The organism is Cellulomonas hominis, from assembly GCF_005239125.1.
Taxonomy (GTDB): Bacteria; Actinomycetota; Actinomycetes; order Actinomycetales; family Cellulomonadaceae; genus Cellulomonas; species Cellulomonas hominis_A.
In genome coordinates, this window is sequence record NZ_SZYE01000005.1 from 1 (window position 1) to 24,649 (window position 24,649).

The 24,649-nt window shown below is 76.5% G+C and carries 25 protein-coding genes; 6 read left to right on the forward strand and 19 right to left on the reverse strand.

The features are described from left to right. From FA014_RS01510 to FA014_RS01525, 4 genes are all read right to left on the reverse strand, one after another. Positions 1-1,102, reverse strand: a 1,102-nt coding sequence (locus FA014_RS01510) for a sensor histidine kinase (protein WP_154727949.1), incomplete at its 3' end; no start/stop codon positions are given. An 89-nt stretch (positions 1,103-1,191) separates the two neighbouring features. After that, positions 1,192-2,013 (reverse strand): ABC transporter permease, encoded by an 822-nt coding sequence (locus FA014_RS01515; RefSeq protein ID WP_154727950.1) that lies wholly within the window; start codon positions 2,011-2,013, stop codon positions 1,192-1,194. Continuing rightward, positions 2,010-3,023 carry an ABC transporter ATP-binding protein gene (locus tag FA014_RS01520; RefSeq protein WP_154727951.1) on the reverse strand — a complete coding sequence of 338 codons (1,014 nt, stop codon included), beginning with the start codon at positions 3,021-3,023 and terminating at the stop codon, positions 2,010-2,012. The genes FA014_RS01515 and FA014_RS01520 overlap by 4 nt, the downstream gene beginning before the upstream one ends. Positions 3,024-3,124: 101 nt before the next feature. Then, entirely contained in the window at positions 3,125-4,348 is a 1,224-nt protein-coding gene (locus FA014_RS01525) for a saccharopine dehydrogenase family protein (protein WP_154727952.1), read from the reverse strand. Between the two features lie 86 nt (positions 4,349-4,434). Between FA014_RS01525 and FA014_RS01530 the strand changes: the two genes are divergently transcribed. The 3 genes from FA014_RS01530 (at position 4,435) to FA014_RS01540 (ending at position 6,031) form a co-directional block, all read left to right on the forward strand. Next, positions 4,435-4,764, forward strand: coding sequence for an ArsR/SmtB family transcription factor (locus FA014_RS01530; RefSeq protein ID WP_154727987.1), 330 nt, complete (start codon positions 4,435-4,437; stop codon positions 4,762-4,764). Next, positions 4,761-5,432, forward strand: coding sequence for a cation transporter (locus FA014_RS01535; RefSeq protein WP_154727953.1), 672 nt, complete (start codon positions 4,761-4,763; stop codon positions 5,430-5,432). Before FA014_RS01530 ends, FA014_RS01535 begins: the two co-directional genes overlap by 4 nt. Positions 5,433-5,530: 98 nt before the next feature. Further along, the gene (locus tag FA014_RS01540; protein ID WP_154727954.1) at positions 5,531-6,031 is read left to right on the forward strand and encodes a hypothetical protein; all 501 of its coding nucleotides are present in this window, start codon (positions 5,531-5,533) and stop codon (positions 6,029-6,031) included. 3 nt (positions 6,032-6,034) lie between these two features. Here the strand turns inward: FA014_RS01540 and FA014_RS01545 are convergent, their stop codons facing one another. From FA014_RS01545 to FA014_RS01580, 8 genes are all read right to left on the reverse strand, one after another. Beyond that, on the reverse strand, positions 6,035-6,619 hold the full coding sequence (locus FA014_RS01545) for a hypothetical protein (RefSeq protein WP_154727955.1): 585 nt from the start codon (positions 6,617-6,619) through the stop codon (positions 6,035-6,037). 256 nt (positions 6,620-6,875) lie between these two features. Continuing rightward, positions 6,876-7,661 (reverse strand): ABC transporter ATP-binding protein, encoded by a 786-nt coding sequence (locus tag FA014_RS01550; protein WP_230322778.1) that lies wholly within the window; start codon positions 7,659-7,661, stop codon positions 6,876-6,878. Then, positions 7,654-8,469, reverse strand: coding sequence for an ATP-binding cassette domain-containing protein (locus FA014_RS01555; protein WP_154727956.1), 816 nt, complete (start codon positions 8,467-8,469; stop codon positions 7,654-7,656). Before FA014_RS01555 ends, FA014_RS01550 begins: the two co-directional genes overlap by 8 nt. Continuing rightward, positions 8,466-9,401, reverse strand: a complete 936-nt coding sequence (locus FA014_RS01560) for an ABC transporter permease (protein ID WP_154727957.1) — start codon at positions 9,399-9,401, stop codon at positions 8,466-8,468. Before FA014_RS01560 ends, FA014_RS01555 begins: the two co-directional genes overlap by 4 nt. Then, positions 9,398-10,426, reverse strand: a complete 1,029-nt coding sequence (locus tag FA014_RS01565) for an ABC transporter permease (RefSeq protein ID WP_230322779.1) — start codon at positions 10,424-10,426, stop codon at positions 9,398-9,400. The genes FA014_RS01560 and FA014_RS01565 overlap by 4 nt, the downstream gene beginning before the upstream one ends. A gap of 2 nt (positions 10,427-10,428) precedes the next feature. Then, complete coding sequence (locus FA014_RS01570; RefSeq protein WP_154727958.1) at positions 10,429-12,018, reverse strand: ABC transporter substrate-binding protein; 1,590 nt, start codon at positions 12,016-12,018, stop codon at positions 10,429-10,431. 30 nt (positions 12,019-12,048) lie between these two features. Next, positions 12,049-13,626: a hydantoinase/oxoprolinase family protein gene (locus FA014_RS01575; RefSeq protein ID WP_230322780.1), complete on the reverse strand. Its 1,578-nt coding sequence runs from the start codon at positions 13,624-13,626 to the stop codon at positions 12,049-12,051. After that, complete coding sequence (locus FA014_RS01580; RefSeq protein WP_230322781.1) at positions 13,619-14,713, reverse strand: DUF917 domain-containing protein; 1,095 nt, start codon at positions 14,711-14,713, stop codon at positions 13,619-13,621. The genes FA014_RS01575 and FA014_RS01580 overlap by 8 nt, the downstream gene beginning before the upstream one ends. 92 nt (positions 14,714-14,805) lie before the next feature. On the opposite strand from FA014_RS01580, the gene FA014_RS20910 reads away from it, so the two are divergent. Then, a complete protein-coding gene (locus tag FA014_RS20910) occupies positions 14,806-16,461 on the forward strand; it encodes a PucR family transcriptional regulator (RefSeq protein ID WP_195969116.1) in 1,656 nt (551 codons plus the stop codon). 200 nt (positions 16,462-16,661) lie between these two features. Here the strand turns inward: FA014_RS20910 and FA014_RS01590 are convergent, their stop codons facing one another. Then, positions 16,662-17,657 carry an alpha/beta hydrolase gene (locus FA014_RS01590; RefSeq protein WP_154727960.1) on the reverse strand — a complete coding sequence of 332 codons (996 nt, stop codon included), beginning with the start codon at positions 17,655-17,657 and terminating at the stop codon, positions 16,662-16,664. Between the two features lie 147 nt (positions 17,658-17,804). Here FA014_RS01590 and FA014_RS01595 point away from each other — a divergent pair, with 147 nt between their 5' ends. Then, complete coding sequence (locus FA014_RS01595; protein ID WP_154727961.1) at positions 17,805-17,963, forward strand: hypothetical protein; 159 nt, start codon at positions 17,805-17,807, stop codon at positions 17,961-17,963. A gap of 4 nt (positions 17,964-17,967) precedes the next feature. Further along, on the forward strand, positions 17,968-18,336 hold the full coding sequence (locus tag FA014_RS01600; RefSeq protein ID WP_154727962.1) for a hypothetical protein: 369 nt from the start codon (positions 17,968-17,970) through the stop codon (positions 18,334-18,336). A gap of 42 nt (positions 18,337-18,378) precedes the next feature. Here the strand turns inward: FA014_RS01600 and FA014_RS01605 are convergent, their stop codons facing one another. The 6 genes from FA014_RS01605 to FA014_RS01630 all read right to left on the reverse strand — a co-directional run bounded on the left by FA014_RS01605 (position 18,379) and on the right by FA014_RS01630 (position 24,648). Next, positions 18,379-20,250, reverse strand: a complete 1,872-nt coding sequence (locus FA014_RS01605; protein ID WP_154727963.1) for an Ig-like domain-containing protein — start codon at positions 20,248-20,250, stop codon at positions 18,379-18,381. A 138-nt stretch (positions 20,251-20,388) separates the two neighbouring features. Next, positions 20,389-20,544 carry a DivIVA domain-containing protein gene (locus FA014_RS21045; protein WP_154727992.1) on the reverse strand — a complete coding sequence of 52 codons (156 nt, stop codon included), beginning with the start codon at positions 20,542-20,544 and terminating at the stop codon, positions 20,389-20,391. Positions 20,545-20,583: 39 nt separating this feature from the next. Further along, entirely contained in the window at positions 20,584-22,185 is a 1,602-nt protein-coding gene (locus tag FA014_RS01615) for a flotillin family protein (protein ID WP_154727964.1), read from the reverse strand. A 149-nt stretch (positions 22,186-22,334) separates the two neighbouring features. Further along, entirely contained in the window at positions 22,335-22,721 is a 387-nt protein-coding gene (locus tag FA014_RS01620) for a DUF779 domain-containing protein (RefSeq protein ID WP_154727965.1), read from the reverse strand. Positions 22,722-22,774: 53 nt separating this feature from the next. Beyond that, on the reverse strand, positions 22,775-24,298 hold the full coding sequence (exaC, locus tag FA014_RS01625; protein ID WP_154727966.1) for an acetaldehyde dehydrogenase ExaC: 1,524 nt from the start codon (positions 24,296-24,298) through the stop codon (positions 22,775-22,777). A gap of 140 nt (positions 24,299-24,438) precedes the next feature. Then, the gene (locus tag FA014_RS01630) at positions 24,439-24,648 is read right to left on the reverse strand and encodes a hypothetical protein (RefSeq protein WP_154727967.1); all 210 of its coding nucleotides are present in this window, start codon (positions 24,646-24,648) and stop codon (positions 24,439-24,441) included. Position 24,649 lies beyond the last annotated feature (1 nt).

A 24,649-nucleotide genomic window follows, 5' to 3' on the forward strand; every position in this document is an offset into this window, starting at 1 on the left:
CGACGCGGGCCCCGGCGCGGCGGGCGCGCTCGGACAGCCCCGCGAGCCCGTGGCCGGACCCGCGCGCGGCGTCCGCGGCGCCGTCCGCGCCGTCGTCGTCGATGGTCAGGGTGTCGTCGGACAGGGTCACGCTGACCCGGGTCGCGGCGGCGTGGCGCAGCACGTTGGTGGTCCCCTCGCGGACGGCCCACGCGAACAGCTCGCGCAGGTGGTCGGGCACGGCGTCGAACGCCCCGGGCACGTCGGCCTCGATGCCGGCGGCGTCGAACGCCTGCCGGGCGCCGGCGAGCTCGCCGGCGAGCGTCACGGCGCGGGTGCCGGCGACCATGCCCCGCACGTCGGCGAGCGCCGACCGCGCCAGGCCCTGGACCTCGAGCACCTCGGCGCGCGCCCGGTCGGCGTCGACGTCCATCAGCCGCGCCGCGAGCTCCGCCTTCACGGAGATGACGGTGAGGCTGTGCCCGAGGATGTCGTGCATGTCCCGGGCGATCCGCTCGCGCTCCTGCTCGACGGCGAGCACGGCCACCTCGTCCCGGGCCGCCTGGAGCTGGCGGTTGCGCTGCACGAGCTGCGTGAACCCGAAGACGGCGAGCGTCGCCAGCACGACCGAGATCACCAGGTCGTCGATCGGCTCCCAGCCCGGGACGACCCGCGGCAGCACGAGGATCGCCGCGATGGACACCGGGGCGACCAGCAGCGCCCGCGGGTCGCGGAGCAGGAAGATCGCGGACACCCCGACGAACACCAGGCCGACGAGCCCGTCCGCGTCGGCGGCGAGCGTCGCCAGCACCACGAGCACCAGCTGACCGGCGAGGAGGGCGGCGGCCTGCGGCAGCGGGGTCGCCCGGCCGAACGGCCCGGCGCGGTTGATCACCACCCAGGCGAACGACGCGGCGAGCAGGGCGACCGCCACCAGGGAGACGTCCCGCTCCGCGCCGGGCGCGCTGTCCCACGCGGCCTGCCAGGGCTGCAGCAGGAACACCACCCAGACCACCCCGAGCGCGGGGCCGACGACGCGCATCACGCGGCGCCCCTCGCCCGGTGCCCACCCGATGTCCCGGGCCGGACGCCGGGGGCGGTCGGTCGTCCCCTCGCTGCTCACCCGGCCCACGGTAGCCACGCGGCGGCGTGCGGCGGCGCGGGCGCCCGCGGCGCGGACGTCCGCCCCGCCGCGGGCGCCCGGCCGGCCGGTCACACGCGGGCCGTGTCGCGGCGGAACCGCCACGCGGCCCCGCTGACGAACACCGCGGCCCAGGCCACCACGTTCACGACCGCCCAGACCGGCACCCCGTCGCCGGTCAGCGGGGCGCGCACGATCTCGGCGAGCCCGTAGGTCGGCGACACCTGCGCGATGTCCGCGAACAGCCCGTCGCCGAGCGGGACGAACAGGCCGCCGGCGAACGCCAGCAGCGCGAGCACCGGGCCCAGGATCTGCATCACGTTCTCCGCGGGGAGCAGGTAGCCCATGAACAGGCCGAAGGCGGCGAACACCACCGACCCGGCCCAGGCGAGCCCGACGCTCAGCGCCAGCCGGCCGGCGTCGCCGCTCGCGCCGGAGACCAGCCCGACGACCGTGACGACCAGGGCCGAGGCCAGCCCGAGCACCATGGCGACGACGACCTTCGTCGCGACGTACGTGGTGGGCCGCAGCGGGGTCAGCCGCAGCTGCCGGGTCCAGCCCTGGGCGCGCTCGACGGAGACGCTCGCGCCGCCGCCGGTCGTGGCCAGCATCGCGCCGTACAGCGCCATCGAGGTCATGATCCAGGCCGTGACGTTCGCGTGGCCGACGGACTCGGACGTGTACGCGTCGGCGGTCCCGAAGATCAGGAAGAACGCGGGCGGCATGATCAGCGTGAACACGATCGTCCGACGGTTGCGGAGCAGGCGGCGCAGCTCGACGGCGAGGAACGCGGGGTTGATCAGACCGGCGCGCGGGGCGCGGCCCGGGTCGGCGGCGGCGGCGGGCGCGGGGACGGGTGCGGTGGCGGTGGTGCGGGCGGCTGCGGCGGTCATGCGAGGCTCCGGGCGGTGTCGGTGGGGCGGTCGGCGGTGGCGGGGGTCGCCGCCGGGTCGGTGGCGGCAGCGCCGTCGCCGGTGAGCGCGAGGAACGCGTCCTCCAGCCCGCGCGCGGTGATCTCGACGTCCGACGCGGTGGTGGCGGTGAGCAGGTGCCGGGCGACCCCGTCGGAGTCGGTGGTGCGGACCAGCAGCCGGTCGCCGCGCCGCTCGACCGAGCGCACCCCGGGCAGCGCGCGCAGCGCCGCGACCTCGGCGTCGTCGGCGCCGGGCAGCGCCGCCGACACCAGGCGCCCCGCGGCGAGGTTCTTCACCTGCGCGGCGGACCCGTCGGCGACCACCCGGCCGTGGCTGACCAGGACGACCCGGTCCGCGTACGCGTCGGCCTCGTCCAGGTAGTGCGTGGCGAACAGGATGGTGCGCCCGCGGTCGGCGTCGGCGCGCAGCGCGTCCCAGAACGCGCGGCGGCCCTCGACGTCCATGCCGGTCGTCGGCTCGTCGAGCACCAGGACGTCCGGGTCGGGCAGCAGGGCGAGCGCGAACCGCAGGCGCTGCTGCTGGCCTCCGGAGCACTTCCCCACGGGCCGGTCGGCGATGTCCTCGATGCCGGCCCGGCGCAGCACCGCGGCCGCCGACCGGGTGGCGCGGAAGAACGACGCCGTGACCTGGACCGTCTCCCGGACCGTCAGGTCCTTGAGCAGCCCGCCGGTCTGCAGCACCGCGGCGACCCGGCCCTCGGCGATCGCGCGGTCGGGGTCGAGGCCGTGCACCCGCACGGTGCCGGCGTCGGGCCGCGCCAGGCCGAGCAGCATGTCGATCGTGGTCGTCTTGCCGGCGCCGTTCGGCCCGAGGAACGCGACGACCTCGCCCGGGCGGACCGCCAGGTCGATGCCGTCGACGGCCTGGACCGGGCCGAAGGCCTTGCGCAGACCGCGCAGGTCGATGGCGAGCGGGCCGGCCGGGGCGGCGGGGGCGTCCGGCGCGGCCAGGGGTGCGGTGGTGTCCATGCAGGCCAGCCTGGCGCGGGCGACGGCCCCGGTCCCCGGCCGCCCGTCACCGGTCCGGTATGACGGATGTCATCGGCGCGCGCCGTCGCCCGTCGGCGGCGTCACACCGCCACCGCGTCGAGCCGGAAGCCCCGCGCGCGCAGCCGGGTGACCAGCGCGTCGCCGAGCGCGGTCGCCGGGGTCAGCGAGCCGGCGCGGTCCGGGAGGGCCGTGCCGTCGAGCGCCAGCGCCAGCGCGGCCTCGCCGAGCATCACCGCGGTCGCCGCGTACCCGGGGTCCCCGGACGCGGCGACCCGGGCCGCGTACCGCCCGCCCGCGGCCGTCGAGGCGAGGAACCGGTGCCGGAACCAGCCCGCCTCCCGCGTCGCGGCGTCCGGGCCGTCGCCCGCGGCCGGGAGCGCCTGCTCGACGAGCCGGCGCGTCGGGGGCAGGGCGAGCGCGGCGGCGCCGAGCACCGTGGCGCCGGTCAGGGCGGCGGCGCGCAGCAGCCCGGCCACCCCGCGCCCGGCGTCCAGGTGCTCCGCGTACCGCAGCCCCCGGCCGTACGCCCACGCCGTCAGCGCGTTGGACCGGCGCACCACGTGCGCGTCGAACGGCGCCATCACCGACGGTGCCGCCCACCGCCCGGACACCCGGTGCGGCGGCGCCAGCAGCCGCGGCTGCGCGGTGCCCGGCTCCGCCGCGGGGTTGGGGGACAGGGCGTGCGGGTCGGCGTGCAGCCGCCGGGCGCCCGGGTCGGTCCGCACCGCCTCGACCTCCCCGAGCAGCGACGACACCGTGCCGCCGGACACCCCGCCGCGCGCCGCGACGAGCGCCTGCACCGCGGTCAGCCCGCTGCCGTCGCCGGCCGCCTGGGCGGCGCGGTGCAGCAGGTGGACGCCCAGGTCCGACGGCACGGAGTCGTACCCGCACGCGTGCACCAGCCGGGCGCCCGAGGTGCGTGCGGGCCCGTCGGCGGCGTCGACGGCCGCGCGCACGAACGTGAGCTCCCCGCTGAGGTCGGCGTAGTGCGTGCCGGTCGCCGCGCAGGCCTCGACGACCGGCAGGCCGCGGCGGGCGTACGGACCGACGGTGGTCGCGAGCGCGGTGGTCGAGCCGGCGACGCGCCGCAGCCCGGCCGGGTCCGTCGCGTCCACGACGACGAGCGGCCAGTCCGCCGCCGGTGCGGGCAGTCGCCGGCGCACCGCGGCCAGCCGCTCGCGGTCCCGGCCGGCCAGCGCGACGCGGGTGCCGGGGGGTGCGGCGCGCGCCAGGTGCTCGGCGGTGAGCGCGCCGACGAAGCTCGTCGCGCCCAGCAGGACCAGGTCGTGCTCGCGGTCGGCCATGCGCCGCACCGTAGGCACGCGCCGGTCCCGGGCGCGCGGTGGCCGCGGGGTTCCGGGAGTACATGATCCGCTGTACTGTCGCGCTCATGGAGACGGTGACGCTCACGCACACGGCCGCGCTCGCGCGCCTGGGTCACGCGCTGTCCGACGAGACGCGCGCCCGGATCCTGCTCGCGCTGCGCGAGGCCCCGGCCTACCCCTCCGACCTCGCCGACGCGCTCGGCGTCTCCCGCCAGGTGATGTCGAACCAGCTCGCCTGCCTGCGCGGCTGCGGGCTGGTCGAGGCGATCCCCGACGGGCGGCGGGTCTGGTACCGGCTGGCCGACGGGCACCTCGCGCCCGCGCTGGGCGACCTGCTCGCGCTGGTCGTCGCCGTCGACCCCGCCTGCTGCGGCCCCGACTGCACCTGCGCATGACCGCCGCCGCCCTCGGGCCCGGCCGCCGGGCCGTGCTGCAGCGGCGCATCCGCCTCGTCGTCGCCGCGACGATCGCCTACAACGTCGTGGAGGCGGTCGTCGCGATCACCGCCGGCCGGGTGGCGTCGTCCGCCGCGCTGATCGCGTTCGGGCTCGACTCGGTGGTCGAGGTGCTGTCCGCGGCGGCGGTCGCCTGGCAGTTCGCGGCGCCCGACCCCGAGACCCGCGAGCGGGCCGCCGTGCGCGCCATCGCCGTGTCCTTCCTCGGGCTCGCCGCGTTCGTGACCGTCGACGCCGCCCGGGCGCTGCTCGGAGCCGGGGAGCCGGACCGCTCGACGGTCGGCGTGGTGCTCGCCGCCGTGAGCCTGGCCGTCATGCCGGGGCTGTCCTGGTTCGAGCGGCGTACCGGCCGGGAGCTCGGGTCCGCGTCCGCGGTGGCCGACTCGAAGCAGACGCTCCTCTGCTCCCTGCTGTCGGCGGTGCTCCTCGTCGGGCTGCTGCTGAACGGCGCGCTCGGCTGGTGGTGGGCGGACCCGGTGGCGGCGCTGGTGATCGCGGGCTTCGCGGTGCGCGAGGGCGTGGAGGCCTGGCGCGGCGACACCTGCGGCACCCCGCTCGCGGAGCTGGTCGGCGGCGACGCCCGGGCCCCGCACGACGACTGCTCCTGACCGCCGCCCCCTCGCGCACGTCGTGCACCGCTCGGCGGGGCGGTGCGTCACCCCGGGCGGGGGATGCTCGCAGCGCCGGGGCGCGTCAGCGTGGCGGGATGGACGGGCTCGCGCGGTGGACCGACTTCCACGTGGCCGTGGCCGGGGCGGGCGCCGCGCTCGGCGGGCTGCTCGTGGTCGCGCTGTCGATCGGCGTCCGGCAGGTCGCCGGGTCCCGGGGCCCGGCCGCCCGGGCCGCCGCCGCGGTCGCCGCCGTCGTGGTGGGGGTGGTGCTCGCGGCCGTCGCGCTGATGCCCGGGCTGTCGCTGCCGGGGTACGGCGTGGTGGCGCTGGTCGGCGCGGCGCTCGCCGGGGCCGCGGCGCTCGCGACCACCCGGCGCGTGCTGCTCGGCGGCGAGGGCGTGCCGTCGCGCGGGCGCCCGGCCGACGCGCTGCCGGTCGTGCTGCTCGCGCTGCCGGTCCTCGCGTACTTCGTCGGCGGTGTGCTGCTGACGGCGGGCGTGACGGGCGGCGTCGTCGCGGTGGCGGTCGGCATGCTGACGGCGCTGGTCGGCGCGGTGGTGCTGACCGGGGTGGCCCTGGTCGCGGTCCTCCGCTGACGCTCAGCCGCCGCCGTACGTGCGGCGACGCCACGCGACGTACTCGCGCTGCCGGCGCGTGCGCAGACGCCCGCCGAGCCGCGCACCGGCCACCGCCCCGCCCGCCGCCCCGACCACGAGCCCCGCACCGACCAGCACCGGGTACGACGGCACGGCTTCGCCGCGCCGGACGCTCACGCTGAGGACCGTGCCGCGGTCCGCCGGCCGGGGTTCGACGAACACGGCGACCTCGACCCCGTCACGCCCGGCGTACACCCCCGTCCCGCCCTCGGCGCTCCGCTCGACCTCCCGGAGCTCCCAGCCGGCGTCGGACAGGGAGGCGGCGAGCCCGGTCGGGTCAGGGGCCGCGTCCGTGAGCGCCCTGCTGAACACCTGGCCGCGGTAGAACGCCGGAGGCCACGCGCCGGAGACGGCCGGCGGCTCCAGCACCGTGAACCCCTCGGGCACGACCTCGGCGGCCACCGCGCGCAGCTCGTCGTCGCTCGGCTGCACGAGGACGTAGTGCGCGGCAGCCGCGGCCGCGCCACCCAGCGCGGCGACCGGCAGTGCCAGGGCCACGGCGACGGCGGTGCGCAGAGCGACGCTCACCCGGGGGACGCTAGCGCGCCGCTCCTCCCCGGGGGCGGCATCTGCGCACGTCACCCGATCGGCGGCACCGCCGCGTACCCGGTCGGCGAGTTCGCCGGTTCCGCGCCACAGAGGCCCGCGCAACCGGCGAACTCGAGCGCAACCGGCGAACTCGAGCGCAACCGGCGAACTCGGCGGAGTCCACGGGGCCCGCCGCGGCCGGGGTCCCGCACAGGGGTCGGGGCCGCGGCCGCGGCGGGGTCTGGGGGAGCGGGGCTCAGGCGCCCCGCGCGAGGGCCGTCCCCGGGAGGGGGCCGCCGAGCTCCGGGACCGCCGCGCGCAGCCGCGCGGTGTACGGGTGCGCCGGTGCCTCCAGGACGCGCCGGGCCGGGCCGCGCTCCACGACCCGGCCGGCCTCGAGCACCACGGCGTCGTCGCAGAGCCGGTCCACCACGGCCAGGTTGTGCGTGATCAGCAGCATCGCCAGGCCCCGCTCGGCGCGCAGCCGCTCCAGCAGGTCGAGGACCCGCGCCTGCACCGTCACGTCGAGGGCGGAGGTCGGCTCGTCGAGCACCAGCAGCCGGGGCTCGGCGGCCAGGGCCCGGGCGATGCCGACGCGCTGCCGCTGGCCGCCGGACAGCTCGTGCGGGCGGCGGTGCGCGAGCGCGGGGTCGAGGCCGACGTCGGCGAGCAACCCGGCCACGGCGGCCGCCCGCTCGGCGCGCGGCAGGGACAGGCCCTCCGCCACCGCCGACCCCACCCGCTGCCGCGGGTCGAGCGTCTCCGGGCCGTCCTGGAACACCGGCTGCACCGCGGCGCGGTAGGCGCGGCGGCCGGCGGCGTCCAGGCGGTCGAGCGCGGTGCCGCGGTACCGGACCTCGCCGCCGACGGGGCGGAGCAGGCCGAGCGCGGCACGGGCGGCCGTCGACTTGCCGGAGCCCGACTCGCCGATGAGTGCGACGGACGCGCCCGCCGCGACGGCCAGGTCGAGGCCGTGCACGACGGTCCGTCTGCCGTACGCCAGGTCGGCGCCGGCGAGCTCGATGATCGGGGCGTCAGGCACCGGTGGCCTCCTGGGTCGTGGCGGGCGCGGTGCGCCCCAGCCGCGGCACGGCGTCCAGCAGCGCCCGGGTGTACGGCACGGTCGACCGGTGCAGGACGTGGTCGACGTCGCCCGCGTCGACGACGGCGCCGTCCTGCATCACGACGACGTGGTCCGCGACCGTCGACACCAGCGCGAGGTCGTGCGAGACGAGCAGCACCGCGGTGCCCTGCTCCCGGCGCAGCCCGTCGAGCACCGCCATCACCTCGGCCTGGACGGTGACGTCGAGGGCGCTGGTCGGCTCGTCGGCGGCGATCACGGGCGCGCCGAGCGCGACGGCCGTCGCGATCGCGAACCGCTGCGCCTGGCCGCCGGACACCTCGTGCGGGTAGCGGTCGACGATGTCGGCGGGCAGCCGCACGGCCTCGAGCGCCGCGGCGACCCGCCGCTGCGCCTCGGCCCCGCGCACCCCGTGCCGGCGCAGCGCGTGCCGCACCAGCCGCCCCAGCCGCATCGTCGGGTTCAGCGAGCCCTGGGGGCTCTGCAGCACGAGCGCGACCGCGGACCCGCGGACGCCCCGGGCGGTGCGCTCGGAGGCGCCCACCATCTCGGTGCCGCCCACCACCACGGAGCCCGACACCCGTGCGGGGCTGCCGTTCAGCAGGCCCAGCACCGCGAGCAGCAGCGTCGACTTCCCGGAGCCGGACTCGCCGACGACGGCCACGCACTGGCCGGGGCGCACGTCGAGGGCCGGCACGGCGGACACGGTCCGGTCGCCGTACCGGACGACGAGGTCCCGGACCGCGACGAGCGGCGCGGCGGCGGTCACGACCGGCCCCCGGCGGCCCGCGGGTCCAGCAGGTCCCGCAGCCCCTCGCCCAGCATGTTGAAGCAGAAGGCCGTCACGAGGATCGCGAGGCCGGGGAACGCGGACACCCACCAGTGCGTCGTGAACAGCGACTGCCCGGACTGCACCATCAGGCCCCACTCGCTGGTCGGCTCGGTGGCGCCCAGCCCCAGGTAGGACAGGGACGCCGCGGTCAGGATGACGCCGCCGGCGTCCAGGGAGAGCTGCACCAGCACGGGCGTCAGCGAGTTCGGCAGCACGTGCCGCAGGACGATCTTCGCGGGGTGCACGCCGAGGCAGCGGGCCGCGTCGACGTACGGCCGGGTGCGGACCGACTGCGCCACCGAGGCGGACAGCCGGGCGTACCAGGGCCACCAGGTCGCGGCGATGGCGATGATCGTCGTCTCGACGCTGGGGCGCAGGATCGCGGCCAGCGCCAGGGACAGCAGCAGGGCGGGGAACGCCAGGAAGACGTCGGTGACCCGCATGATGACGTCGCGCAGCCAGCCGCCGGCGAACCCCGCGACCACGCCGAGCGTCACGCCGACCACCGCCGAGATCGCGAGGACGGCGGCGGCGATGCCGAGCGAGGTGCGCGCGCCGTAGAGCACCCGGCTGAGGACGTCGCGGCCGACCTGGTCGGTGCCGAACCAGTGCGCGGCCCCGGGCGCGATCAGCCGGTCGGCGGGGTGCGTGGCGGTCGTGCCGTCGCCGGGGAACGGCGCGACCCACGGCGCCAGCGCGGCCAGCAGCACGATCACGACGAGGACCACGGCGGAGGCGGCGGCGAGCCGGTCGCGACCGACCAGCCGGCCGACCCGCGCGGCGAGCGACCCGGCGCCGGGCACCCGGGAGGCGGGCGGCACGGGCAGGGCGGGCGCCGCCTCGGTGACGGGGGAGGGGTGGATGCTCATGTCAGCCGGACCCGGGGGTCGAGGGCCGTCTGCGCGAGGTCGACGGCCAGGTTGAGGACGACGTACACCAGCGCCACCGTCAGGGTCACGCCCGCGATGGCGGGGGTGTCGACGGAGGAGATGGCGGTCGCCGTGTAGGACCCGAGGCCGGGCCAGTTGAAGATCGACTCGACCAGGAAGCTGTTCACCAGCGCGTAGGCGAACACCAGCGCGACCAGCTGCAGCACGGGCGCGGACGCGGCCCGCAGCGAGAACCGCACCAGGACGGCGAGCCGGCCGAAGCCGAGCGCCCGCTCCATGCGGGCGTGGTCCTGGGCGGCCTCCTCGAGCAGCGCGGCGCGGGTCATCTGCGCGATCACGCCGGTCGGGTAGGCGGCGAGCGCGAGCGCGGGCAGCGCCAGGTGGTGCAGCACGCTGCCGAGCATCGCGCCGTTCCCGGTGATCAGGGCGTCGACCACGGTGATGTCGGTCCACACGCTGAGCGGGCTCGTGGTGTCGAGGGACCGGTCGTACTCGCCCGCCGTGGGGAACCAGCCGAGCCGGGTCGCGAACACCAGCTGGAGCACGAGCGCCAGCAGGAAGACCGGCGCCGACACCGCGAGCACCGACCCCACCCGCACCGACACGTCGACGCCCCCGGCGCGCCCGCCGCGGAACCGCGCGGCCAGGACGCCGAGCGGGATGCCGAGCAGCACGGCCAGCAGCATCGCCGCTCCGACCAGCTCCAGCGACGCCGGCAGCGCCGACCCGAGGTCGGACGCCACCGGCTGCCGGGTGTGCAGGCTGGTGCCGAGGTCGCCGCGGACGAGGTCCCCGAGGTACCGGAACAGCTGCACCGGGAGCGGCTGGTCGAGGCCCAGCCGCTCCCGCGCGGCGGCGAGCTCCGCCGCGCTGGCCCGCGCGCCGGTCGCCGAGACGGCCGCGTCACCCGGGACCGCCCGTGCGACGAGGAAGCTCACGACCACCACGCCCAGCACGACGACGGCGGACTGCGCCAGGCGGCGCACCAGGTGACGGGCCAGCACGGTCAGCGGCTCAGCTCGTGCACGAACACGACGTTGGGGTACGCCGGGTTGTCGGCGTAGCCCTGCACGTCGGCGCGGAACGCGCGCTGGTAGGTGTCGACCCACAGCGTGCTGACCGCGGCGTCCTCGACCTCGATGCGCTGCTGCAGCTGCTCGTAGGCGGCCTGGGCGGCGTCGGCGTCGGTGGCGGTGAGGGCCGGCAGCTCGTCGATCAGCGCGTCGACCTCGGGGTCGGCGAGGTACGACAGGTTGAAGTACGGCTCGTCGGAGGAGTGGAACACGTTGACGAACCAGGAGTACGCGTCGGCGTAGTCGGGGTACCAGTACATGACGAACACGTCCTGGCGGTCGCCGGTGCGCGCCTGGTCCCACTGCGCGTTCCACTGCAGCGGCTGCGCGTCGAGGGTGACGCCGATCTCGGCGAGCGCCGAGGTCAGCAGCGTGACGTACAGCTGCTGGTTGTCGTCGCCCTGGGCGTAGGTCAGGGTCAGCGTGAGCGGGCTGCCCTCCCCGTAGCCGGCCTCGGCGAGCAGGTCGCGCGCCGCGTCGAGGTCCTGCTCGGTGCTGATGCCCGCGCCGGAGCCGAGCAGCCCGTCCGGGACGATGCCCTGGGCGGCGACACCCGAGCCGTTCAGCGCGTCGACCAGGCCCGCGGTGTCGGTCGCGAGCTGCACGGCCCGGCGCACCCGGACGTCGGCCATCGGCCCGTCGGCCGTGTTGTAGAGCGCGAGCAGGTTCTGGAACGAGCCGGTCTCCGAGGTGGCGATGCCGTCGGTCGACTCCGCCTGGTCGAAGATCTCCGGGTTCAGCGTCTCGACGAAGTCGACCTCGCCGTTCTGGAGCAGCTGCCAGGCCGTGGTGGTCTGCGGGGTCACCCGGTACTCGACAGTCGAGTACTGGCCGTCCGTCCAGCCGCCCCAGTAGTCGTCGTCCGCGACGAGCGTGAGCTCGTACTCCTGGCCGCTGGCCCACTCGTCGACGGTGTACGGGCCGGTGCCGGCCTCGTTGCCCTCGGCGAACCAGGCGTCGAGCGCCGCCGGGTCGTCGCCCGCGGCGCGGGTGTCGTAGATGTACGCCGCGTAGGCGGACGACGCGATCAGGTCGACCGGCGCCGCGTACGACAGGTGGAACACCAGCGTCGTGGCGTCGGGGGCCTCGATCGAGTCGACGGCGTCCCAGATGTACGCGGCGCCGCCGGCCTTGGCGATCGTGCGGTCCAGCGCCTCCTTCGCGGCGGTGGCGTCGAGCGCGCGGCCGGTGTGGAAGGTGACGTCGTCCCGCAGCGTGAAGGTCCAGGTGAGGCCGTCCTCGGACGGCTCCCAGGCGGTGGCCAGGCGCGGCTCGACGGTCTCGGTCGCGGCGTCGTACCAGGTCAGCGACTCGTAGACGTTCTCCATCGCCCGGATCTCGTTGGAGTAGGACAGCGCGGGGTCCCACTCGGTGACGATCTCGGTGTTGGTGACGAACGTGAACGTGTCGTCGGAGGACGAGGCCGCGGCGGTCTCGCCGGTGCCGCGCGTCTGCCCGCCGCCGCACGCGGCGACCAGGGCGAGGACGGCGACCGCGCCGGTGGCGGTCAGGATGCGTCGCACGGGGGTGCTCCGTTCTTCAGGGGGAGGGGGTCAGAGCCGGCCGAGCGGGCCGGCGGCCTTGACCTGGACGCGGATCGCGGGCTCGGGGAGGTAGGAGAGGGGGACCTCGGTCAGCTCGACGACCTCGACGTGCTCGGGGTCGGCGCCCGCCTGGATCGCCCGGCGGCAGGCGACGGACTTGGCCTCGTCCAGCGCCTCGGTGCGGCCGGCCCCGGCGGGGACGATCGCCTCCCACCGGCCGGACGCCAGCGCGATCGCGGCGCCGACGGCGTTCGCGACCTGGCCGAACTCCGGGCGGAGGACCGCGGCCACGCCGGGCACGTCGTCCGGGACCAGGAACGCCCCGCCGCCGACGGCGACCAGCGGCTGCTCGGAGCGGCCCATCGTCACCATGTCGACGGCCTCCGCGATCGCCTCGTCCGCGGCGGCCAGGCCCGCGGCCAGCAGCCCGCGGTCGTCCCCGCCGACGCGGGCGGGGTGCGCGATGTCGATCGTGGTCCGGCCCGCCACCAGGCCGGCGTCGGTCAGCGTCGGGGTGTCGCCGCCGAACGCGAGCCCGTGCCGCGGCAGCGCGTAGCCGACCGAGTCGGGGCCGATCCGGACCTCGTCGGCCGTGCCGCGCACCCGGGTGCCACCACCGACCGCGATGCCGAGGATGTCGGGCATCCGGAAGTTCGTCCGCACGCCGCCGATGTCCACCGCCAGGGCCGACTCGCGCGGGAAGCCCTTGAGCAGCACGCCGAGGTCGCTGGAGGTGCCGCCGACGTCGATCACGACGGCGTCCTGCACCCGCGAGAGGTAGGCGGCGCCGCGCAGCGAGTTCGCCGGACCGGAGCCGATGGTCAGCACGGGGTACCGCGCGGCGTAGTCGGGCGCCATCAGGGTGCCGTCGTTCTGCGCGAAGTAGGTGACGACGTCCAGGCCGTGCGCGCGGACGACGTGGTCGAGCGCCTCGGTGACGTCCCGGGCCACGCCGTACAGCGCGGCGTTGAGGGCGGTGGCGTTCTCCCGCTCGACCAGGCCGAGCGAGCCGATCTCGTGGCTGAGCGACACCGGCACGTCCGCACCGGCCTCCTCGGCCACGACCTGCGCGACCTCGAGCTCCTGGTCGCGGAACGCCGGGCTGAACACGCCGGTCACCGCGAACGCGTCGGCCGCCTCGCGGTGCTTCCGGACGAACGCCCGGATCGCCTCCGTGTCGAGCGGCGCGATCGGGTAGCCGTCGATCAGGTGCCCGCCGCCGACCACGACGGCGTCCACCAGGGCGGCGTCGCGCAGGTCCTTCGGCCAGGAGTACAGCGGCGGCACGGCGGTCGTCGCCGGCGCGCCGATCCGGATGACGCCGACCCGGCCGAGGCCGCGGCGCTCCAGGATCGCGTTGGTCGCGTGCGTGGTGCCGAGCATGACCCGGCCGACCCGCTCGCGGTCGTCGCCGATCTGCTCGAGGACCGCGCCGACCGCGGCCTGCAGGCCGGACGTCACGTCGCGGGTGGTGGCCTGCTTGGTCCAGGCCAGGACGGTGCCGCTCTCGTCGAGCACCACGGCGTCGGTGTTGGTCCCGCCGACGTCGATCCCGATGCGCAGCGGGCGCTGCCGCAGGTCAGCCACGGACGGCTCCGATCTCCTCGACGGGGACGTAGTCCAGGTCGTAGCCGAAGGCCCGGGGGCCGACGACCTCGAGCCCGCGCTCCGAGCGCCACAGCGGGTGGCACGCCCAGGCCAGGACGCTGACGCGCTGGCCGTAGCGGAGGTTCTCGGTCTGGATGGCGCGGGCGCTCGCGGTGTCGACCACGGTGATCAGGTCGGGCACGGACGCGAGCAGGGTGCCCTCGTCGAGCACGACGAGGTTCTCGTTCTGGATCTCGACGCGCACGAGGCGGCCGCGGTCGTCGCCCAGGCCGTCGATCACGACGGAGCCGCGGACGAAGCCGCCGCCGGTGCGGCGCTCGATGTCGATGATCTTGCCGGTGACCAGGACGCGGGCGCCGAGCGCCTCGACCAGGGCGGCGAGCGGGTCCTCGGCGCCCTCGGTGGCGTGGCCGAGGCGGACCGCCTGGCTGACCGTGCCGGGGATGACGGCGCCGTCGAGCTGGGCCCCGTCGAGCAGGTAGTCGGCCATGAGGGCGTGCGACCCGGCGGCCACGGCGACGGCGCGGGCCAGCCGCTCGGCCCACAGGCCGTCGACGGGCTTCATCGTCGTGACGTTGCCCAGGGTGTCGGCGAGCACGATCGAGTTCACCGGCAGCCCGGCGACGTACATCGAGATCATCTGGACCTCGGGGAACGCGCGGCCCATGCCGTCGGCGTCGACGAGCGGCACGCCGAGCCGCGCCGCCCAGGCGACCGGCTGCACGCCGTTCGACCCGCCGATCTCGGAGGACATCACGGCGGCGACCTCGCGGCCGGTCAGCTCCTCGACCGCGTCCCGCAGCCGCAGCACGTCGTCCGCGTCGGGGATCATCTCCGCCGACACGGTGGGGGCGCCGATGCCCGACAGCGGCACGACGAGGGCGTCCGGGGCGACGTCGCCCGGCTGGACCACCTCGACGGGGCCGTACTGCTCGAGGGCGTGGCCGGCGGCCAGCAGGCCGGTCTCGACGCCGCCGCCTCCGCCGGTGCTGAGCACGGCGCAGCCGCGCCCGAGGGCGCCGACCGACTCCGCGTCGATGGTCTGGATGGGGGAGAACACGCTCACGGGACGAGAGTCTGCGCGGCGGCCCGCGGGGGCGGAATGTCGTCTCACGACGAGTTTTGCCGAGGATCTGTGCTGCGGCCACAATTCGGGGCATGGCGACGGTCGGTGAGCTGGTGGCGCGTGGCGCGCATCACGGTCTGCGGGTGCTCGGGGCGGGTGAACCCTCGGCGGACGGTGGGGCTGCCGGGGAGGCCACCGAGGCCGCGGAGGTGCGCGAGGTGGCGACCGTCGGCGACCTCGCGTCGGTCGGGTCGCCCGGGGCCGGGGCGCTCGTCGTGCTCATGGCGGGCGCGCTGCGCTCCGCGGAGCCGTACGAGGTCGACGTGGCCGTGCGCCGGTCCGCGCAGCGGTCGCACGCCGGGCTCGTGCTCGTCGGCGCCGAGCGGGTCCCGGTCACCGCGGCGCGGATCGCGGCCCGCGCCGGCCTGCCGCTGCTCGCGGTGCCCGCGACCGCCGACGTCAACGACCTGATCGTCTGGCTGAACCGCACCGTGCGCGGCGGCACCTCCGACACGGTGGCCCGCGCCGAGGCGGTGCTCGACGTGCTGACCCGGGGCGCTGCCGGCGACGACCAGGCGGAGGACGGCGGGGTGGCGGCGCTGCTGGCGGCGGTGTCGGACGCGCTGGGCCGGCCGGTGGAGCTGCACGGCGGGGTGGGCGGGCTCGGGGGTGCCGGGGGTGGAGGTGGCGCCGGCGGTCTCGCGGGCCCGGGGCGCGGTGGCGCGGGCGGCACCGCGGGTGCGGCCGCCGGGGCCGGCGACGGGTCGGCCGACCCCGGCGCGGTGCTGGTCGGCGAGCGGGTGGTCGGCACCGTCCGGTGCGCCGTGCCCGACCGCGCCGCGGACCTCGTCGTCCCGTCGGTCGCCGCGGCGGTGGGCCGGCTCGTCCGCCGCACCCTGGAGCACCGGTTCGCGCCGTCGCAGACCCGCGCCGAGCTGCTGGCCCAGATCGTCGTCGCGGAGCCGACCCACCTGGTCGGCCTCACCGAGCAGGCCCGGAGCATCGGCCTGCCGGTGGACAGCACGCACGTGGCGTTCTGGGTGGACCTGCGCCCGGCGCACGCCGGCGAGGGCGACCCGCCGATCGCCGAGCGGCGCCGCCTGCTCGCCAGCGCCGAGATGCTCTGCCTCGAGATCATGCACCCGTCCGACACCTGGTGGCACGTGGTCCGGGTCGGCGGCAGCCTGCTCCTGCTGGCCAGCGACGACGACGGCGGCGACGGCCAGGTGCTGGTCCGGGCCGCGCGCGCGGACGTCGACGTCGCGGTGGCGCGGCTCGTCGCGGACGAGGGGGCCGTCGTGCACGTCGGCATGGGCACCGACCAGCGCGGGCTGGGCGGCATCCGGCAGTCGTCGGTCGAGGCCCGCTCGGCCGCGGAGCTCGCCCTGCGCACCGGCCGGCCCGGGGTCATCACCGTCATGGACACCACCGGCCTGCGCCGGGTGCTCGCCGACCTGCACGCGTCCCCGCTGTCCCGCCGGGTGATGGACGAGCTCCTGGCCCCGCTGGACGCGCTGGGGCCGACCCGGGCCGCGACGGCCGTGCGGACGCTGACGGCGTACCTCGACCACCAGTGCTCGCCGAAGCACGCGGGGGCGGCCCTGCACCTGCACCCGAACGCGGTGACCTACCGGATCCAGCGGGTCACCGAGACGCTCGGCGTGGACCTCGCCGACCCGGACGTCCGCCTCGGCCTGCACCTGGCGTGCCGGATGCGGGGCCTCCTGGACGCCGCCCCGGCGTCCTGACGCCCGAGCCCCCGGACGCAGGCGCCCACCGTCGCCCACCGTCGCCCCCGTCGCCCACCGTCGCCCACCGTCGCCGAACTTGCACCTGTCGCGGGGTTCCGCACCAGCGAAGCCGGCGGGTTGTGCAGACTCGGCGGCGGGGCGCGGCGCGGGGTGGCGCGGGGGCGCGGCGCGGGGTGGCGCGGGGGCGCGACGCGGGGTCAGCCCGCGGCGACCTCGTCGAGCAGGGCGAGGCTCGCGGTGACGATCTCGGCCTGCGCCTGCGCGCGCGGGACCGTCGGGGTGCCGTCCCCGGGCTGCGCGCCGTAGTCGGCGAAGAACGCGTGCACCGCGCCGTCGACCTCGGTGAACCTCGTCCCGGCGGGCAGGTTCGCTCGCGACGCGTCGACGTCGGCCGGCGTGGTCAGCCCGTCCTCGGAGCCGGACACGGACGCGACGACCAGGTCCGCGTCCGCCATGACGCCGAGCGGGTAGGACGCGTGCAGCAGCAGCCCGTCGACCTCGTCGTCGTGCGCGGCGGCGAAGGACGACGCCGCGACCCCGCCGAGCGAGTGCCCGCCGACCGCCCAGTGCCCGACCCCGTCGAACGAGGCCATCGCCGACGCCGACTGGTCCGGGGAGGTCAGCGCGATGCCGAGCGGCTCCTTCAGGGCCACGACCAGGTACCCGGCCTCGGCGAGCGGGCGCAGCACGGCGGCCGTCGCGCGGACGTCGACCCGGGCGCCGGGGGAGTAGACCAGGCCGGTCGTCGGCTCGGCCCCGCGCGGGACGAACGCGTACCAGCCGGCCGACTCCCGGACCTCGACCGCGTCGTCGCCGCGGAGGGCGTCGAGCGCGGCGTCGGTCGCGGGGAACGGCCGCAGCCACGCGGTCCCGGCGGCGAGCACGGCCAGCAGGGCGAGGCCGATGCCGGCGCCGGTGGCGCGGAGCGCTCGGCGGGCGCGGGGGCGCTCGGCGGCGGCGGGACGCGCCGGTGCCGCAGGAGCCGACGCGCGGCTCCGCTCCCGTCGCCACGCCAGCGCGGTCGTCGCCAGCAGGGCCACCCCGGCGAGTGCGCACACCGCGAGCAGCGCACCGAGCGTCCAGTGCTGGTGCGGGACGGCGCCGCCGGCGGTCGCGAGCACCCACGCGGGGGCGGCGAGCAGGGCGACGGCCACCAGCGCGCGCAGGATGAGCCAGGCCGTCCGTCGGGTCATGCGGTCCAGTCTAGGTGATCCTCAGCATGCTGAGGATCGCCTCGGGGTCGGCGAGGAGGAGCGGACGGACCGCGTCGCCCGGAGCGCGCCGCTAGCCTGCACCGCAGGGGCCGGGGCGCCGGCCTCGGACGGACGAAGGGGACCGGCATGGCGACGCGGGGCGAGGTCGAGGGCCGGCGGTTGCTGGTGCCTGCCGGGTACGACGTGCTCTGGACGGGCGCGGGCGCCGTGCTGCTCACCCTCACGGGCGTCGCCCGGGACCGCCGCTCGGGCCGGACCGCCGCCCGCGTGTCGACGGAGGGCTGAGCACGTGGGCGCGTGGGTCCCCGAGATCGTGCTCCCGGACGGCGAGTCGCTCGTCTGGCGCGCGGCCGTGAACTGGACCCACCAGGGGCTCGCGCGTGGCGGACACCTGGCGCTGACGTCCCGGGCGCTGCAGTTCCAGCCGAACCGCGTGGACGCCGCCGCGGGCGCCCGTCCCTGGCGGCTACCGCTCGCCGAGGTGCGGTCCGTCGGAGTCCAGCCGGTCACCTGGTGGCACCTGTTCTCGGGCGGGCTGCGGCGGCGGCTGCGGCTCGACCTGGTGGACGGGAGTGTCGTGCTCCTGGTGATCAACGGCCTCGACCGGCGGGTGCGCGAGGTGGCCGCCGCGGTCGACGCGGCGCACCAGGACGGCTGACCGCCCGCCCCCGGGGACGGGCGGTCGTGGTCCTGCCGGCGGTCAGGCGCTGCGCCGCCGCCGCACGGCCGCGACGAGCGCGCCGCCGGTGACGAGCAGTGCCGCCACGAGCCCGCCGAGCGCGACCGGGTCGGTGCCGGTCACGGCGAGCTCGTCCGCCGGGCCGGTCAGCGTCACGCCGACGTCGGCGGCACGGCCCGAGTCGGCGCCGGTGGCGACCACCGTGTGCGCGCCGGCCGGGACGCCGGCGGGCAGGGCGACGGTCAGCGCCGCGACGCCGTCGGCGTCCGCCACGGCGGTGCCCAGGACCACCGGGTCCGAGTGCAGCACGAACGTCACCCGCTCGCCGGGCACGAAGCCGCGCGCGACGAGAGTCACCTCGGCGCCGGCCCGCATGAGCGTCTTCGACGAGGTGATCTGCGGGGTCGCGTCGGAGCCGGTGAGCGGGGCGGGCGAGAGCGGCGCGGGCTCGACAGGAGCCGGGGTGACCGGGGCCGGGGTGACCGGCGTCGGGGTGACGGGCGTCGGGGTGACCGGGGCCGGGCCCGGCTCGGGCGACGGGCCGGGCCCGGGCTCCGGGGCGGGCTCGGGCGTCGGCGCGACCGCGACCACCAGGTCCTGCTCGGCGGAGTCGGTCTGGGCGTACGGCGCACTGCCGCCGCCGGAGTAGTGCGCGAGCAGGCGGTAGGTGCCCACGGGGAGCGTGCCGGTCGAGACCGTCACGGCGCCGTCCGCGAGCGTGCCGTTCGTGACCGAGACCGGCCCGGTGCCGGGCACGTAGATGATCAGCTGCACGCCACCGCCGGGGACCGGCAGGCCGGCCGTCGGGGCGGCGACCTGCACGGTGGCCGTGAGGCCCGACGTGCCGGCCGTCGTGGGAGCCGAGACGGTGACCACCGGGACCGGGATCGGCTCGACCAGCACGTCGGCCCGGCTCGACCCCGCGTCCCCGTAGGTCGCGTCGCCGCGGTAGACCGCGACCACGTCGTCGAGCACGCCCGCCGCCGGGGCGACCACGGACGTGGTGGCCACGCCGTCGACGAGAGCGGCGCTGCCCAGGGGCGCACCCTCCGAGTACAGGAAGTCGACCGTGCCGGTCGGGACCGCGCCGCCGTCGGGGCCGGTGACCCGGGCCGAGAGCGTGAACGGCACCGAGGTGTAGACCGAGGCGGGCGCGGTGAGCGTCACGGTCGGCCGCACCACGAGCGGGACGACGGCCGCGGTCGACGTCGACGTCCGGTAGGTGCTGCCGGCGGGCAGGTACCGGGCCTCGATCGTGGCGGACGACCCGCTGAGGCCGTCCAGCTCGAAGGGCGCGGTGCCGTCCACGAGCTCGACCGTCCGCACGGGCGAGCCGCCCACGAGGAGCTGGGCCTGCCCCTGCGGGATCCCGCCGGCGCTGGTCACGGTCACGTCGCCGGAGACGCGGCCGCCCTGCGCCGGGCCGGTGATCCGCAGGTCGGTCGTCGTGGCGTGCCCCTGCACCTCGACCTCGACGACCGGCCAGCTGCCGGCGGGGAACTCGCCGTAGACGCACGCGACCTGGAACCAGGCCGACCGGGCGTCGGGGAAGACGACGTCGGCGCGGAACTGCACGCCGCCGTCGACGGCCACGCCGTTCTCGACCCGCACGCGCGGGGAGGTGTTCTGGGACGTCAGGTACTCGATCGCCGTCGCGGACGGGTCGGGGCAGGTCACCAGGAAGGGCGCGGGCTCGCCGACGGTCACGGTCTGCGGCACGACGATCTCCGACGCCGGGTCGAACGGGGCCGCGGAGGCGGCACCGGCACCGGCACCGGCGAGCAGCGTCACCAGCGCGAGCACCGCCGGCGCGCGGCGGGTGCCGCGCGGGCGGTGGGTCGTGGACGGGGCGGGCGGCTCGACGGGCACGGGCCGCCGGAAGAGGACTGCCACAGGGAGGCTCCAGGTCGGGGCGTCGCCCGGGGGAGCGACGGCGCCGTCGACCGGCGCGTCCGACCGATCGGCGCGGCGGGGCCGTGCCTGAGGGACGAGCGGGGACGCCTGGGTGCCAGCACCCAGGCGCCCCGTGCGTCAGCCGCGGGCGCGGAGCGTGACGACCACCCGGTCGAGCAGGTCGTCGACCGCGTCCGGGTCGTAGCCCTGCGTGCGGACCCGCTCGGTGACCTGCTCGGTGGTCAGGTCGGCGCCGTGCGGCGCGGGCGCGGAGCCGCCGAGCGGCCGCGTCAGCCGCCGAGCCGCCGCGTCAGCGAGGACATCCCGTGGCCCTCAGTCCGAGGCGCCGTCGGCGTCGGCCGCGGGCCGGTCGGCCGGGGCGTGCACCGGTGCGACGGCCGCGTGGCTCTGCGCCGGCACGGTGTGCGGCGCGGTCGACGCCGAGCCGCCACCCAGCCCGCGGACCAGGTCGAGCAGGTCGATGCCGGTCTGCGCCTTGAGCATGGTCGCCAGCTCCTGCACGCCGGTGGACACCTGCCCGGGCAGCCGCGAGGCGCCGTCCTTGTCGATGATCGTGATGCCGTCGATCGCGCCGAGCGCGTCGGCGTACGGCTGGGCGAGCTTCGGCAGCGCCTCGAGCACCATCTGCAGGCGCGCGGACTCCGGGAACGCCTGGTAGGCGTCGGACTCCGCCTTGATCGCGGCGGCGCGGGCCTCGCCCTGGGCGCGCTCGGCGGCCGCCTCGGCCTCACCGCGCGCCTGGATGCCGTCGGCCTCGGCCTTGGCGAGCGCGAGCGCGCCCTCGGCGCGGCGCTGCTGCTCGATCAGCGCGGCCTCGGCGCGGGCGCGGGCGGCGGACGCCTCGGCCTCCGCCTGGGCGGTCGTGCGCTGGGCCTCGGCCTCGGCCTTGCGGATGGCCGCGGTCTTGGACGACTCCGCCTCCTGCTCGGCGGCGTACTTGCGGGCGTCGGCCTCCTGCGCGGCCTCGTACTTGCGGGCCTCGGCCGGCTTGCGCACCTCGGTCTGCAGCTCCTGCTCGCGCAGCGCGGCACGGCGCAGCGCGACCTGCTCCTGCTGGACCAGGACCTCCTGCTGGGCCTCGGCCTGCGCGCGCTCCTGCGCGGCGGCGGCGTCGGCCTGCGCGGTCGCGGTCTCCTGGGCGATCTGGGCGTTGCGCAGCGCCAGCGCCTTGTTCGACTCGGCGATCTGCACGGCGGCCTCGTTGGACCGCTCGGTGCTCTCCTGCTGGGCCTGGGCCTCGGCGATCTCGGCGTCGCGGGCGACGGCAGCGGCGCGCGGGCGGCCGAGGTTGCGGATGTACTCGCCGGTGTCCTCGACCGTCTGGATCTCGAAGTTCTCCAGGACCAGGCCGCGCTCGGCGAGCATCGGCACCGCGATGTCCTTGACCTCCTTCGAGAAGTCCTGGCGCTCGTAGAGGATCGACTCGACGGTCAGCGTGCCGGCGATCGTGCGCAGCACGCCGACGAGGACCTCGGAGGTCTGCTGCTCGATGACCTGCTCCTGGCTGCGGCCCGCGAACCGCTGCGCGGCGGCGCGCACCATGCGCTCGGTGCCGCCGACCTTGACGACCGCGATCGACCGCAGCGTCACGCCGACGCCGGACTTGGTGGTGGCGTCCTCGGCGGCGACCGGGAAGCTCTGCGACGCCAGCGACAGCCGGACGACCTGCTCGAAGATCGGCTTGACGAACGTGCCGCCGCCGATGACGACCCGCTGGCCGGAGAGGTCGGTGGTCTCGTCGCCCGTCTCGGGGTTGATGACCGGCTTCCCGCTCTTGCGGCCGGTGATGATCAGCGCCTCGTCGGGCGTCGCGATCTTGAACCGGACCTTGGCGTAGATCGCGCCGACGATCGCCACCGCGATCACGACGACGACCGCCAGGACGACGATCAGGGCAGTTCCGGCGAGCTCCATGCCGACGACTCTAGGCGGACTCCCAGCCGACGGTCAGGCGTTTCCGGACCCGTCACCCCTCCGTTTCCCGAGGTCGGGGGTTCCGCACCGCGACGCGGTGTGTCGACGCGGCGTGTCGCGCGGAACCACCGACCTCGTGACCCGGCGCCTCAGGCCGGGCCCACCCGGAGCGTCGGGTCGGTGGCCCACTCGGCCTCCGTGAGCAGGCGGCTGCGGATGAGGAAGCGGACGCCCTCGGGGGCCTCCAGGCTGAACCCGGCGCCGCGGCCGGGCACGACGTCGATCGTGAGGTGGGTGTGCCGCCAGTAGGCGAACTGGCTCCGGCTCATCCACACCGGCACGGCGAAGCCCTCGTCGACGTCGAGGTCCCCGAGGTGCACGTCGGCGTCGCCCGTGAGGAACTCGCCCGCCGGGTAGCACATGGGCGACGACCCGTCGCAGCACCCCCCGGACTGGTGGAACATCAGCTCCCCGTGCTGCTCGCGCAGCCGGCGCAGCATGTCGGCGGCGGCCGGGGTGTGGTCGACCCTGCTCATCGTGCCTCCCTGCCCGTGGGACCCCGGCGGTGCGGGGCCCCACGGGGTGCCGGTCAGAAGAACCCGAGCTTCTGGCCCGAGTAGGACACCAGCAGGTTCTTGGTCTGCTGGTAGTGGTCGAGCATCATCTTGTGGTTCTCCCGGCCGACGCCGGATCCCTTGTACCCGCCGAACGCCGCCGCCGCGGGGTACGCGTGGTAGCAGTTCGTCCACACCCGCCCGGCCTCGATGTCGCGGCCCGCGCGGTAGGCGATCGCCGACTCCCGGGACCACACGCCGGCGCCCAGCCCGTACAGGGTGTCGTTGGCGGTGTGGATCGCGTCCGAGTAGTCGGAGAACGACGTCACGGCGACGACCGGGCCGAAGATCTCCTCCTGGAAGATCCGCATGGAGTTCTTGCCCTCGAAGATCGTCGGCGTCACGTAGTACCCGCCGGCCAGGTCGCCGTCCAGCTCTGCACGCGTCCCGCCCGTCAGCACCTTGGCGCCCTCGGCCTTGCCGATGTCGATGTAGGACAGGATCTTCTCGAGCTGGTCGTTGGACGCCTGGGCGCCGATCATCGTCTCGGTGTCGAGCGGGTTGCCCTGCTTGACCGCCTCGGTGCGCGCGATGGCGTCGCCGAGGAAGTCGTCGTAGATCGACTCCTGGATCAGCGCGCGCGACGGGCAGGTGCACACCTCGCCCTGGTTGAGGGCGAACATCGTGAAGCCCTCGAGCGCCTTGTCGTAGTAGTCGTCCTTGGCGCGGGCGACGTCCTCGAAGAAGATGTTCGGGCTCTTGCCGCCGAGCTCCAGCGTGACCGGGATGATGTTCTGGCTGGCGTACTGCATGATCAGCCGCCCGGTCGTGGTCTCGCCGGTGAACGCGATCTTCCGGATGCGCGGGCTGGACGCGAGCGGCTTGCCGGCCTCGACGCCGAACCCGTTGACCACGTTCACGACGCCCGGCGGCAGCAGGTCGGCGATCAGCTCCATCAGCAGCAGGATCGACGCGGGCGTCTGCTCGGCGGGCTTCATCACGACGGCGTTCCCCGCGGCGAGCGCCGGGGCGAGCTTCCAGGTCGCCATGAGCAGCGGGAAGTTCCACGGGATGATCTGCCCGACGACGCCCAGCGGCTCGTGGAAGTGGTACGCGATCGTGTCGGCGTCGATCTCCGAGATCGAGCCCTCCTGCGCACGCACCGCCCCGGCGAAGTACCGGAAGTGGTCCACGGCGAGCGGCAGGTCGGCGGCCAGCGTCTCGCGGACGGGCTTGCCGTTCTCCCACGTCTCGGCGACGGCCAGCATCTCGAGGTTGGCCTCGATGCGGTCGGCGATCTTGTTGAGGATGACGGCCCGGTCCGTCGCGGACGTCTTCCCCCAGGACCGCGCGGCGCCGTGCGCGGCGTCGAGCGCGCGGTCGATGTCGGCGGCGTCGCCGCGCGCGACCTCGGTGAACGTGCGCCCCGTCACCGGCGACGGGTTCTCGAAGTAGCGGCCGGACGCGGGGGCGACGAACTCGCCGCCGATCCAGTGGTCGTAGCGCTCGCGGTAGGTGGCGGGGCTGCCGGGCTGCCCCGGCGCTGCGTAGACGGTCATGTGCGCCCTCCGTGCAGGCTGACCGGCCGTCCGGGGGTGCCGGTGGCGGCCGGGCGCGCCGCCTCGTTGCGGCGCGTGCCCCGGACGCTAGGTCGGCGACGGTTGCAGGTGCGTTGCACCGCAGGCCGGGCGCGCGGCGATCAGTTCGGGACCTCGGTCAGCGCCCGCTCGATGCGCTCCAGCCGGTGCTCGATCGCCTCGAGACGCACCAGGACGTCGTGTCGCGAGGGCCCGGCGTTGATCTGGGCGATCTTGCGGCGGTTCTTCAGCACGCCGTCGACGACCGAGGCCAGGCTGCCGAACACGATCGCGCCCAGCACGATCCACGCGAACCAGGGGATGCTCTCCATG

Coding starts and splice junctions, on each gene's coding strand:
- FA014_RS01590 (WP_154727960.1), bottom strand. CDS start 17,657: ATGACCCGACGGACGGCCTGGCTCATCCTGCGCGCGCTGGTGGCCGTC.
- FA014_RS01620 (WP_154727965.1), bottom strand. CDS start 22,721: ATGAGCAGGGTCGACCACACCCCGGCCGCCGCCGACATGCTGCGCCGG.
- exaC (WP_154727966.1), bottom strand. CDS start 24,298: ATGACCGTCTACGCAGCGCCGGGGCAGCCCGGCAGCCCCGCCACCTAC.
- FA014_RS01540 (WP_154727954.1), top strand. CDS start 5,531: ATGGACGGGCTCGCGCGGTGGACCGACTTCCACGTGGCCGTGGCCGGG.
- FA014_RS01615 (WP_154727964.1), bottom strand. CDS start 22,185: ATGGAGCTCGCCGGAACTGCCCTGATCGTCGTCCTGGCGGTCGTCGTC.
- FA014_RS01535 (WP_154727953.1), top strand. CDS start 4,761: ATGACCGCCGCCGCCCTCGGGCCCGGCCGCCGGGCCGTGCTGCAGCGG.
- FA014_RS01560 (WP_154727957.1), bottom strand. CDS start 9,401: ATGAGCATCCACCCCTCCCCCGTCACCGAGGCGGCGCCCGCCCTGCCC.
- FA014_RS20910 (WP_195969116.1), top strand. CDS start 14,806: ATGGCGACGGTCGGTGAGCTGGTGGCGCGTGGCGCGCATCACGGTCTG.
- FA014_RS01520 (WP_154727951.1), bottom strand. CDS start 3,023: ATGGACACCACCGCACCCCTGGCCGCGCCGGACGCCCCCGCCGCCCCG.
- FA014_RS01525 (WP_154727952.1), bottom strand. CDS start 4,348: ATGGCCGACCGCGAGCACGACCTGGTCCTGCTGGGCGCGACGAGCTTC.
- FA014_RS01595 (WP_154727961.1), top strand. CDS start 17,805: ATGGCGACGCGGGGCGAGGTCGAGGGCCGGCGGTTGCTGGTGCCTGCC.
- FA014_RS01515 (WP_154727950.1), bottom strand. CDS start 2,013: ATGACCGCCGCAGCCGCCCGCACCACCGCCACCGCACCCGTCCCCGCG.
- FA014_RS01630 (WP_154727967.1), bottom strand. CDS start 24,648: ATGGAGAGCATCCCCTGGTTCGCGTGGATCGTGCTGGGCGCGATCGTG.
- FA014_RS01530 (WP_154727987.1), top strand. CDS start 4,435: ATGGAGACGGTGACGCTCACGCACACGGCCGCGCTCGCGCGCCTGGGT.